The sequence below is a fragment of the Streptococcus sp. SK140 genome, from assembly GCF_000259525.1.
GTDB lineage: Bacteria > Bacillota > Bacilli > Lactobacillales > Streptococcaceae > Streptococcus.
Genome location: NZ_AJML01000042.1, coordinates 1 through 12,082 on the forward strand (window position 1 = coordinate 1; position 12,082 = coordinate 12,082).

A 12,082-nucleotide genomic window follows, 5' to 3' on the forward strand; every position below is an offset into this window, starting at 1 on the left:
GTTCTGTGTATGCTTTCATCCTTCTCTCCTTTTTCTATTTCAATTAAGTAAACAAACCATAGAAAGCGCATTCACGTCCTATGGTTTTATTGTATGATTTACAAACACCTTTGTCAAGAATCCATAAATATTTTCTTAACAAAAGTAATTCCTTCTATTTCTGATCTATGCTTCTACACGTTCAGTCCATGAAGTAGCTGTTGTTTGAAGAACCTTGTTAAGTTCATCGATGTTTTCAAAACCAGTTGTACGAAGCCATTCGCGAGCAGCTGCTTCTCCATCTTTGATGTAAGCTTCAACAGATCCAGCCCATGTTGCACGTCCACAAAGAACACCATTGAAGTTTGCACCTGATTCGTGGGCAAATACAAGAGTTTCTTGGAAGAGTTTAGCTGATACACCAGCACTCAAGTAGATGTATGGAAGGTTAGTTGCTTCGTCTTGTGCTTTGAAGAAAGCAGCTGCTTCTTCACGTGTATGAACGATTTCTCCATCGCCAAATCCTTCAACGTATTTCACGTTAACTGGAACTTCCACTTTCAAGACATCGATGTTAAAACGTGGTTCTGAGAAGACCTTCATCGCACCAATAACCTTGTGTGGTTTTACTTTAGCGTATTCAGCAGAACCTGCGTCCGCAATCTTTTCATCGTAAGCCAAAATTTCAAGGAAGAATGGAATATCTTCAGCTACACACTCAGAACCGATACGTTCAATGTAGGCTTGTTTTTGTTGGTTGAGTTCGTCAGAGCTATCTACGTCATAGTAAAGTAAGAACTTAACAGCATCTGCACCTTGTTCCTTGATACGTTTTGCAGACCAAACATCCAAGCAGTCTGGCAAGCGTTTTGTGCTTGTTGTATCGTATCCAGTTTTTTCATAAGCGAGGAGAAGACCTGCATTTGGAGCAAGTGCTTTTGTTGCTGGAAGACCATATTCAGGGTCAAGAAGCATAGATGAAGCGTATTTTGTCAATTCATCTGCTACCAAGACTTTAAGTTCTTCCATTTGAGCTACTGTTGGCTCTTCTGTTTGGTATTGAGCCATAAGGCGTTTCAAAGCACCACGTTGGTCAAAAGCAAGAGCTGAGATGATACCATTCTCATCAGAGAGTTTTTCCAAACATGCACGTTTATTTTCTGTTAAAACCATTTTATACCTCTTTCACTACTAGTTGGTCATATAGGCTTTGATAGTTAGCCATATTGACATGACCGGTCATTTTTTCTTGAGCATTTAGCATACCAAGGACATTCGCCTTAGTCAGCAATTCTTGATCAGATTCTTTATGGAAAAGACCTGAAGCAATACCTGCAACAGTAGAATCGCCAGAACCAACTGGGTTTACAACTTGAATTTTTGGAATATCCACTTTATAGAAAGTGTCCCCGTGTTTTGCAAAGGCACCATTAGCACCTAACGAAACGATAATCCACTCGATTCCATCAAATAGTGGTTCTTGAAGGACTTCTTTTAATTCATCCAAGTCTTTAGAAATTTCTCTTCCTAAAAGTTGAGACAATTCTTCATTATTTGGTTTGATAACCGTTGGTTTATGTGGAGATTCAAGAACCGCCTGAAGTGCAGCTCCAGAACAGTCCAAGACAACAGGTTTACCAGCTTGGTTGGCAAGTTCAACTAGACTAGCATAATAGTCAACAGGAAGTCCTGCTGGTAGACTACCTGAAATGGCTACTACCTCTACAGTCTCTAAAAGTTCCTTGAAATGAGCCAAGAAATCTTGACCTTCTTGTTCTTGAACTTTAGGACCTTTTTCTAGGATTTCTGTTTGATTTTCTCCATGTAGAATTGCGACACAGTTACGGGTTTCTCCTTGGATATAGAAGAAACGCTTGGTGACTTTATCATCAATATTTTCTACTAGAAAATCACCTAGTTTACCACCAACAAGTCCAGTTGCGACTACAGAATCACCAAATTCTGATAGAACTCGTGTAACATTGAGACCTTTACCACCCGCTGTTTTCGTAACATCGACAACACGGTTGACAGTGTCAATTTTTAATTCATCCAAAGGATAGGAAATATCAATGGATGGGTTCATTGTGACTGTTAAAATCATGAGTCACCTCTTAGTCGTGGTATTCACCGCGATCCCATTTTTCAAGGAATTCTGTAAAGAAGTTGGCATCCGTTTGATGATCGTTATGAGTTTCAACGTGTTGGATTTTAGCGATCAATTTTTTATTTTCTTCAGATGGTTTGTATTCAGCGTTGATGAAAGCTTCAATGATATCGCACATAAGCAATTCACCAGTGATTTTACCACCAAATCCGATAACGTTGGCATTCAATTGTTCTTTTGCATAAAGAGCTGTTGTCATATCACGAACCAAAGCAGAACGAACACCTGGAACTTTGTTAACAGCGTTATTGATACCGACACCAGTACCACAGATACATACACCAAGATCAGCTTGGCCACTAACTACTGCTTCACCAACTTTTTTACCAAAGATTGGGTAGTGAGTACGAGCGTGGTCATAAGTACCAAAGTCGATGACTTCATGTCCTTTTGATTTCAAAAATTCTGAAACCGCCATTTTTTCATTAGTTACGATGTGGTCACATCCAATTGCAATTCTCATTAGTTATTCCCTCCGATTAATTATATAAATCTAATATCATTTATCCTTACTCAAGAAAAATCAAGATTAGCTTAGGAAGCGAGCTGCGAGTATAACTGAGGTTAGCTAAAGTGAGCTGACGACAGATTATCTTGATTTTTGAAGAGTATTAGCACATTTTGTTCAACATGTCGACCCTGATTTGGTGACGACCGCCGTCATACTTACCATTTACAAAGCCTTTAGCAATGTTTTTAGCCAATTCGTCACCAACGAGTTGAGCACCCATAGTAATCATACGTGAGTTGTTGTGACCACGAGTCATATAGGCTGAACGTTCGTCAGATACTTCTGCTGCAACCATTCCTTTGATTTTAGTTGCAACCATAAATGGACCAGCACCATAAGCATCAATGACAATGCCAAGATTTTGTTCTTCTTTTTTAACTTCTTCAGCAACTGCAAGAGTTACATCAACGAAGTCTTGACCTTCAGCTGTAACATCCACAACGTGGAAGTTTTCTTTTTCCAAGAAATCTTTAACGACTTCTTTCAATCTCAAACCTGCAGCATCTGCACCAATAACAATAGACATATTGTATACTCCTTTTTTATATAGACCAGTAAAAATATTTTGGTTATGGAAAGAAAATGACCATCACCAAGTAGTTACTGGTAGTTTTTGTTGACTATTTAGTTTAAGAATGATTCATCTAATCACTCTTTGTAACTTCTCCTTGGAGAAATTGGAAGAATAACTTGTTAAAACAAACACAAATTGTTCTTTCTAAACATAATATACTACTATTGTTTAAAAAAGTCAACAGTTTATGTTTGTTTTTGTTTATTTTTTAGAAAATTTCTATATCAAAACCAATTTGATCACTTTGACCTGGATTTAAGATTCGAACATTTTTCTTGTCTTCTAGATGATCGCCCTCTTCAAGTGATGTTGACAAACCTGACCATGGTTCCAAAGCAAGGAAGGGACCTTTATTGAGCGTTGACCAAACGATGAGGTTTGGAAACTCTTTAAAGTCTAGTTTTAATCCCTTATCATGCCTACGTGATCGTAAGGAAACAGAGCGAGAGGCTAACTCATCTAACGTCACAGCATCATAGCTAAAGAAATCATAGTTTAGATCCAATTCTTTTTGATTTTTTAACCAGCTACTTCTATCTTGAAAATCCAACATCCCTGTTTCTGGGAATGGTTTTGGAACTGTACAAGTTTCTGGCTTTTCAAATTCAAGATAGTAGTCTTCATAAGCTTCATCATCAAATAAAGGACAGTTAAATCCTGGATGTCCACCAATAAAGTAAGGCATTTTCTTATCTGTTTCCTTATTGGTAACTTGATACTGTGTACGAATAGTCTTTCCAGTAACAGTATAAGTTATTTCTAGACGAAAATGATAGGGATAGTTCTCATACATTTCTTGGTCATCTTCGATAGCAAAGGTGACAGAGTTCTCTGTTTGTTCTACTAATTCAAATTCTTTTTTTCGAACCAAACCATGACGTGGAATTTTACCTGCTACTTGACTACCATCTTCATGCTCATACAAGACAGTATCATTTCTAACGGATCCACAGATTGGAAATAAAACAGGTGCTTGTCCACTCCAGTAAGTTGGATCTCCCTGCCACAAATACTCAATTCCATCTTTATCTTTTATTGAAGAAAGTGCACCACCAAAAGTTTGAAACTGTACACTTAGCTGTTCTGTTTTTAATTCAATCATTAGAATTACCTCCATTTATTTAAGACCTAAAAAACTAGGCTGTCGACTCCAGATTTGGAAACTGACAACCTAGTTTTTACAATTTACATTTTTAGGAGCGAATTATTTTGCATTTGCTGCGTATTCTTCATTACGTTTGATCATTTGTTTTCTGTACCATGCAAAGATACCAACGTAGAATACTAGGAATACTAATGCGCCAAGGATAGCTTTGATATCACCAGTTGTAGCATTACCAATTGCCCAACCAAATAGTTTTTCGATTGGTCCTTCAAGAGTTGAGTGAGTAATCAATTGAGTTTGGCTTACACCTTCTGGGAAGGCACCTACACCTTTAGCAAGTTCTGTTGCGAATGGTGCGATAAGTGTACCTGAAAGAAGGAAGAGTGGCAACAAGAGTGTTCCGAAGATAATCATACGGAGCAATTTACCACGAGTAACTACCAAGAGAGCTGGAGTTACACCCATTGCGATGATACCAGCAAGTGGCAAGATACCATTTCCGACATTTGAAAGAAGCACTGCTTCAACCAACATGATTGGTGCAAGTACGTTGGCACAAGCCCAGATTTCAGCACGACCAGCGATAAATGGCCAGTCAAGACCAATGTTGAATTTACGTCCTTGAAGACGTTTAGTAGCAACGTTTGTAATACCTTGTGAAAGTGGTTCTACGGCTGCGATAAACCATGAACCGATCAATGAGAAGAGCTCCAAGCAGACACCGGCAGTCAAACCAAGTGACAACCAACCTTTAATAACAAGTTCCCATTTATCAGCACCTTCAACACCAGGAACTGGATGTGGAGTTCCCATCAAACCGATAACGATACCAAGGATGAAACCGATGAAGAATTTAGATCCCCAGAAACCGATTCGTTTATTCAATTTAGCAGCGTCAAAGTCGTATTTATCAAGACCTGGGAAGAGTTTATCAAAAATCTTATCCAAAACCATGATAACTGGGTTCATCATGTAGTTCATGTGAGTTGAAGTCATTGGTGATGAACTTGGTGCGTTAAGAAGGTCATCAAATGTTGGTTTCATCAAGTCAGAGTTGATGATTTTAAGAACCCCAACAAGAACAACTGCTGCAGTCGCGATGAAGAGTGAAACTCCTTGGCTAACTCCATTGTTGTCAGCGTACCATTTAATCAAAAGACCTGTGATAGACAAGTGCCAGATATCAAAGATATCGACGTCAAGTGTATCAGTTTTCTTCATTGCAAGCATGACAATGTTGACGATCAACATCACAAGCAAGAAGTAAAGTGTCCAAGCTGAACCCCAAGTGATTGTAGCAAGTGGTGCCCAACCAACGTCGGTAATATTCAATTGAATACCAGTGTTTTCAACGAATTTTGCAAGAGACGCTGAGAAAGCACCATTTAACATACCAATGATAGCACCGATACCAGTAAGAGCGATGGCAAGTTTGATACCACCTTCAAGCGCTTTGGAGAATTTCACTCCAAAAAGTAGAGCCAATACTGTCAAAATGATCAGCATGATGATCGGTCCACCCATTTCCAAGATAGGTTTGAACAGCTTATTGGCTAGTTCGATAATGATATCCATAATTTTCCTCCCTTTATTTTTATGGAATATTTACAAATTAATAATTAACTTAGACCATGTTCTTTGATAGCTGCTTCAATATTGTCATAAACTGGAGCGCTCATAGCTGGAATACGGAACAAGATTGGTCCTGCTTCAACAACTGGGATACCTGGTTCAAAACCTAAATCAGTAGCAGCGATTGGTGTGAAGATATCATAACCTTTAATCAAGTCTTCATTGACATCTTTTACCATAACAGCATCACATTGAACATCGTACCCACGGTTAGAAAGTTCTTCTTCAAGAGCACTTTTAATTTGGTGGCTTGAGTTAACACCTGCACCACAAGCAGCAAGAATTTTAATCATTTGGATTTCCTCCGTTTTTATATAAAAATTATTAACAAATTAAGCAGTCGCTTCTGAGATATATTGGAACAAAGCTTCAGGTTCCGTAATCTTAGACAGCGCTTCAAGATGACCATTGCCTGTAAAGAAGTCCATCAACTGTGCAAGTATATTTGTTTGACTTGAACTTGAATTGTTGATGATAAAGAAGAGTAATGATACTTCTACTTCCTTATCAGGTGCAATCATATTGTGGAACGTGACTGGTTTTTCCAGACGAACCACGACAACATTTTCAGTTAGATTATGAATTGTATCAGTATGAGGGATAGCTACGTTAGGCAAATCCTTCCCTAAAAACTCCATATCCAAACCAGTTGGGAACGATTTTTCACGTTCAATCAAGGCCGATCGATAGGTCTCTGTAACAACTTTCTTTTCTTCCAGTAGGGTTGCAACTTGATCGAAAAGTTGCTCTTGATTATCTGCTTCTAAGCAAAAGACTAGGTCCTTGTCAAAGAAATGATCTAATCCCATGACCTTCTCCCTTCATATTTAACTTTTATGGTACAAGTATAACACTATATGAAACCGTTGTCAATGTTTTTTGTTGTATTTTGTTTGATATTTATTTTTTTTGTTTACGAATTAAACATTTAATGATTTCAAACATATTTTTTATAAATTTCTTAATAAGTAAAACAAAAAAACAGGAAGTACTCCTGTTTTCACGATGTTAACTCTTTTTATTGGTCCAACTTTCTTCCACCATTGGAAGAAGATTTTTTAATACCTCTGGAACACCTTCCAGAGAAACATATCTAAACTTACCATCATCAGATTTAAATACCCAGATAATTAAGTATTTACCATTTTTAGCAATACAGTTTACTACATAGGCCTCATAGCCACCGATAGTTGATTTTGACCCCCATACCTTGGAAAAGTCTTGACTTTTCTGTTTAGATTCATAAATACTAGTTGAGATTTGAACAGTTTCAAGCGCAGCGTACTCACTTTCACTAATACCAAACTGTTCTGGTTTAAAGGTATTGAGAGTTACAATATTGACATCCGTCCCATCACAGTACTGAATGTCATCTCCACCTTCAATTTCTTTGAAATGAACCCATGATTTAGGAATTTTTACATAGCCATAATCATCTGAACCCACTACTTGCGTCTCTTCTGTCTGTTTTTGCGATGAACTAGACTCTTGACTTGAAGCTTCCTGAACACTTGAAGATGCTTCTGTCTTTACCTCGTTTTTCTTCTCTGAATTGCTACAAGCAATTAGACTAAGACTACAAAGTAAAAGTGTAGATAAAGTTATTATTTTTTTCATGATAACTCTCCTTTCACTTCTATTTTAAATTATGAAGGGAAAAGTGTCAAAAAAATACTGTATTTTGACACTTTACAAAAGTAACCGTGTGATTCAAACCAAAGAAAAGGATTGAAGAAAAATGTCCAAAATGGACTTTTCTTCAATCTAAATCAACTGATCGATTTCTTAAAATCAATGCTATTCTCACATAGCGACTATTCTTCATCCATGCTCAAGACGCTGAGGAAGGCTTCTTGTGGTACTTCTACAGAACCGATAGCTTTCATACGTTTCTTACCAGCTTTTTGTTTTTCAAGGAGTTTACGTTTACGAGATACGTCACCACCATAACACTTGGCAAGCACGTTCTTACGAAGGGCTTTAATATCTGTACGAGCCACAATCTTATGTCCAATAGCTGCCTGAATCGGTACCTCAAACTGTTGACGAGGAATGATTTTCTTGAGCTTATCAACGATGAGTTTTCCACGTTCATAAGCAAAGTCCTTGTGAACGATAAAGCTAAGAGCATCCACCTTATCACCATTAAGAAGGATATCCATTTTCACCAGTTTAGATGGACGATACTCTGACAATTCGTAATCAAAGCTTGCATAACCGCGTGTCGAAGATTTGAGTTTATCGAAGAAGTCAAAGACAATCTCAGCTAGTGGGATTTGATAGATAACATTAACACGATTGTCATCGATATAATCCATAGTCACAAAGTCACCACGTTTGCGCTGAGCTAATTCCATTACTGCTCCGACGAATTCTTGCGGTACCATGATTTGTGCCTTAACATATGGTTCTTCGATAGTTGCAATCTTTGTAGGATCTGGGAACTCGGATGGGTTAGACACATCCATAGACTCACCATCAGTCTGATTAACCTTGTAGATAACAGACGGAGCTGTCATAATAAGGTCGATGTTAAACTCACGTTCCAAACGTTCCTGAATAACATCCATATGAAGAAGTCCAAGGAAACCACAACGGAAACCAAATCCAAGAGCCTGGGATGTTTCTGGTTCAAACTGTAAGCTAGCATCATTTAGTTGCAATTTTTCAAGAGCTTCACGAAGGTCATTGTATTTATTTGACTCGATTGGATAGAGACCTGCGAAAACCATTGGATTCATCTGCTTGTATCCTGAAAGTGGTTCGGTCGCTGGATTTGTCGCCAAGGTTACTGTATCACCGACACGTGTGTCCTGAACAGTCTTGATAGAAGCCGCGATATAACCAACGTCACCCGTTGCTAGGAAATCACGCCCAACTGCTTTAGGTGTGAAAATTCCGACTTCAGTTACATCGAAAGTTTTACCATTGCTCATGAGCTGAATCTTATCGCTAGGTTTGACTACTCCATCCATGACACGAACTTGGAGGATAACTCCACGATAGGCATCATAAACTGAGTCGAAAATCAAGGCTTTCAATGGTGCTGACACGTCACCAGTTGGTGCTGGTACTTTTTCGACAATTTGTTCGAGAATTTCTTCGATACCGATACCCGCCTTGGCTGAAGCCAATACTGCTTCGCTAGCATCTAGGCCAATGACATCTTCGATTTCTGTACGCACGCGCTCTGGATCTGCTGCTGGTAGGTCAATTTTATTGATAACTGGAAGGATTTCCAAATCATTATCCAAAGCAAGATAGACGTTTGCCAGTGTTTGAGCCTCAATCCCTTGGGCAGCATCAACGACCAAAATAGCACCTTCACAGGCAGCTAGGGAACGTGAAACCTCATAGGTAAAGTCCACGTGTCCAGGTGTGTCAATCAAGTGGAAGATATAAGTCTCACCATCTTTAGCCGTATAATTAAGCTCGATAGCATTAAGCTTGATAGTAATTCCACGTTCACGTTCAAGGTCCATACTATCAAGAAGTTGGGCCTGCATTTCACGACTGGAAACTGTCTCTGTCTTTTCCAAAATACGGTCTGCTAGTGTTGACTTTCCATGGTCAATATGGGCGATAATAGAGAAGTTACGAATCTTCTCCTGTCGTTTTTTCAATTCTTCTAAGTTCATCATTCTCTTCCTTTCAGGGTATCTATTAATTATAAATTGTTTTTAACATTTTGACAAGACCATACCCTGTTAGGAGTACTAATCTTCAGCAACAAAGCCGTCATTTTCAATGAAGTAATGTTCTGTCATACCTTGGTCGGTAAAGATAATCCCATGAAGGACACCGCCGTAAACAGCTCCTCCATCCATTCCAATCTTACCGTCTTCTGTCATCCAAAGTTCAGATGTACCAGGTTTTTGATCCAACAAACCATAGACTGGTGTATGTCCAAAGACAATGGTTTTTCCAGTATGATTGGCTGCTTCATGAAATGGTTTTCTGAGCCATACCTTCTTATAATCGGTAGTATCATGCCAATCATCCAAAGTCAAATCAATACCGGCATGAACAAAGATATACTTATCTGTTTCAATGACAAAAGGCATCTGACGAATAAATTCCACTAAGTCTGCTGCTTCTGTTTCAACACGCTTTGCATCTGCTACTCCATCTACTGGTGCATCCAGTGGGCGCCCCAAAATAGAATTAATAGTTGTATCTCCACCATTTCGACGATAGTGGTCATAGCTTTCTTCAGGGTTATCCAACCAAGTTAAAAACATATACTCATGGTTTCCTGATAAGCAGATAGCTCCCTGATTGTCGACCAAGTCTTTGACCATTTCTAGAACTCGGCGACTATCTTCTCCTCTATCAATCAAATCTCCAAGAAAGAGTAATTGAGTCTTACCATCCCATGTTTTAAGTAAATCTTCTAACATTCCAGCTTTTCCGTGGACATCACCAATTACATAATAGTCTGTCATTTATTTCTCCTTACTTTGTAATAATTCTCTCGCTTGAGTCAATGCTGCTTCTGTCACATTCTCTCCAGCCAACATCTTAGCGACTTCTTCAATCCTTTCTTCAACTGTCAACAAGCGAACTGTTGAAACGGTTGAATGTTCATTGCTAATCTTTTCGATGAAGAACTGATAATCTGCAATCGCAATAACTTGAGGAAGGTGAGAAATAGCTAATACTTGACCATGCTGCCCAATTTTATGAATCTTTTGTGCAATGGCTTGAGCTACACGACCTGAAACTCCCGTATCCACCTCATCAAAGACGATACTGGTCTTGCCTTCCTTACGAGAAAAAGCGGACTTGATAGCTAACATCAAACGAGACAACTCTCCACCAGAAGCTACTTTTACTAATGGTTTAAAATCTTCTCCAGGGTTGGTTGAAATGTAAAATTCAACACTCTCATTACCTTCACGACTGAATTTTCCTTGACTAAAACGAACTTGAAATTGTGCTTTCTCCATGTATAGGTCTTGCAATTCTTGCTTGATTTCAGCTTCTAAGTCCTGCGCTATTTTATGGCGAGCTTGAGCAACTTGACCTGCTAGATCCACAAGATTTTTTTCAAGTTTCTTGAGTTCGATTTCCATATCTTCAGAAGATAGATTATTTCCTGTTAGAAGATTGTATTCGTCTGTAATCTTGGCAAAGTATTCAAGGACATCATCGACACTACCACCATACTTACGGGTAATGGTGTGAATTAAATCTAGTCGGCTTTCAACCTGCATCAAACGATTACCATCAAAATCTAAATCATCAATAATGGATTCCAAGCGCTTGGTGATATCTTCTAGAACATAATAGGATTCAGAAAGGGAGTTTGAAATCTCACGATACTCTGGATCGAACTCTTCAAGACTTTCCATATCATTCATGGCCGAACGAACATTTGCAAGGCTTGAAAATTCTTCATTATCAAGCATACTATAAGCATTTGTTAAAGTATCGGCGATATGTTTATGGTTAAGAAGTTTGTCTCTTTCTTGATTAAGGGCAATATCTTCACCAGCTTTCAAATTAGCTGCTTCAATCTCAGCCATCTGAAATTCCAACATTTCAATTCGAGCCTTGTGTTCCTGCTGATTTTTTTTGATGTCAAGCACTTGCTTGCGCATACGGCGGTAATTATCGAAGCTCGTCTGATAGGCTTCTTTTAATTCAAAGAAAGAGGCTTCCCCAAACTCATCCAACATCTGGATATGTCGATGTGGGCGCATTAACTCCTCTTGGTCATGTTGACCATGGATATCAACTAGCTGTTGACCAATCGTCCTTAATACTGAAAGATTAACCATCTGTCCATTGACACGACTGATGCTCCGACCGTTTTGTAAAATTTCGCGACGAATAATGATTTCATCACTCAATTCTAATCCTTGTTCATCAAAAATTTCTTCTAGCGCGCGGTTACTTTCAATTGAAAAAAGACCTTCAATTTCCGCTTTTGGAGCCCCATGACGAATAACTTCTGTTGTAGCTCGAGCTCCTAACATCATATTCATAGCGTCAATAATGATTGATTTACCCGCACCTGTTTCACCGGTTAAAACTGTCATCCCTTGTTCAAAGTTCAAAGAAATTGATTCGATGATAGCAAAATTTTTAATCGAAATTTCCAGTAACATA

Annotated in this window: 12 protein-coding genes; all 12 read right to left on the reverse strand. The window is 38.5% G+C overall.

Translation table 11 applies throughout. The annotated features are described in order from the left end of the window. Positions 1 to 165 precede the first annotated feature (165 nt). Positions 166 to 1,152, reverse strand: coding sequence for a tagatose-bisphosphate aldolase (gene lacD / locus HMPREF1116_RS10900; RefSeq protein ID WP_000244537.1), 987 nt, complete (start codon positions 1,150 to 1,152; stop codon positions 166 to 168). 1 nt (position 1,153) lies between these two features. Beyond that, complete coding sequence (locus HMPREF1116_RS10905) at positions 1,154 to 2,083, reverse strand: tagatose-6-phosphate kinase (RefSeq protein ID WP_000604296.1); 930 nt, start codon at positions 2,081 to 2,083, stop codon at positions 1,154 to 1,156. Positions 2,084 to 2,093: 10 nt separating this feature from the next. Further along, positions 2,094 to 2,609 (reverse strand): galactose-6-phosphate isomerase subunit LacB, encoded by a 516-nt coding sequence (gene lacB / locus HMPREF1116_RS10910; protein WP_001216925.1) that lies wholly within the window; start codon positions 2,607 to 2,609, stop codon positions 2,094 to 2,096. Positions 2,610 to 2,757: 148 nt separating this feature from the next. Then, positions 2,758 to 3,183: a galactose-6-phosphate isomerase subunit LacA gene (gene lacA, locus HMPREF1116_RS10915; protein ID WP_000029280.1), complete on the reverse strand. Its 426-nt coding sequence runs from the start codon at positions 3,181 to 3,183 to the stop codon at positions 2,758 to 2,760. A 256-nt stretch (positions 3,184 to 3,439) separates the two neighbouring features. Then, positions 3,440 to 4,333, reverse strand: a complete 894-nt coding sequence (locus HMPREF1116_RS12035) for an aldose 1-epimerase family protein (protein ID WP_000571452.1) — start codon at positions 4,331 to 4,333, stop codon at positions 3,440 to 3,442. 102 nt (positions 4,334 to 4,435) lie between these two features. After that, positions 4,436 to 5,911 carry a PTS galactitol transporter subunit IIC gene (locus HMPREF1116_RS10925; protein ID WP_000351356.1) on the reverse strand — a complete coding sequence of 492 codons (1,476 nt, stop codon included), beginning with the start codon at positions 5,909 to 5,911 and terminating at the stop codon, positions 4,436 to 4,438. Between the two features lie 44 nt (positions 5,912 to 5,955). Then, positions 5,956 to 6,261 carry a PTS sugar transporter subunit IIB gene (locus tag HMPREF1116_RS10930; protein ID WP_000590576.1) on the reverse strand — a complete coding sequence of 102 codons (306 nt, stop codon included), beginning with the start codon at positions 6,259 to 6,261 and terminating at the stop codon, positions 5,956 to 5,958. 39 nt (positions 6,262 to 6,300) lie between these two features. Continuing rightward, positions 6,301 to 6,777, reverse strand: a complete 477-nt coding sequence (locus tag HMPREF1116_RS10935) for a PTS sugar transporter subunit IIA (protein ID WP_000521965.1) — start codon at positions 6,775 to 6,777, stop codon at positions 6,301 to 6,303. A 199-nt stretch (positions 6,778 to 6,976) separates the two neighbouring features. Next, complete coding sequence (locus HMPREF1116_RS10940; RefSeq protein WP_000720934.1) at positions 6,977 to 7,585, reverse strand: hypothetical protein; 609 nt, start codon at positions 7,583 to 7,585, stop codon at positions 6,977 to 6,979. Positions 7,586 to 7,782: 197 nt separating this feature from the next. Continuing rightward, the gene (gene lepA / locus HMPREF1116_RS10945; RefSeq protein ID WP_001047197.1) at positions 7,783 to 9,606 is read right to left on the reverse strand and encodes a translation elongation factor 4; all 1,824 of its coding nucleotides are present in this window, start codon (positions 9,604 to 9,606) and stop codon (positions 7,783 to 7,785) included. Positions 9,607 to 9,684: 78 nt separating this feature from the next. Then, on the reverse strand, positions 9,685 to 10,413 hold the full coding sequence (locus tag HMPREF1116_RS10950) for a metallophosphoesterase family protein (protein WP_000133328.1): 729 nt from the start codon (positions 10,411 to 10,413) through the stop codon (positions 9,685 to 9,687). Next, a complete protein-coding gene (recN, locus tag HMPREF1116_RS10955; RefSeq protein WP_000923623.1) occupies positions 10,414 to 12,081 on the reverse strand; it encodes a DNA repair protein RecN in 1,668 nt (555 codons plus the stop codon). Between the last annotated feature and the right edge of the window lies 1 nt (position 12,082).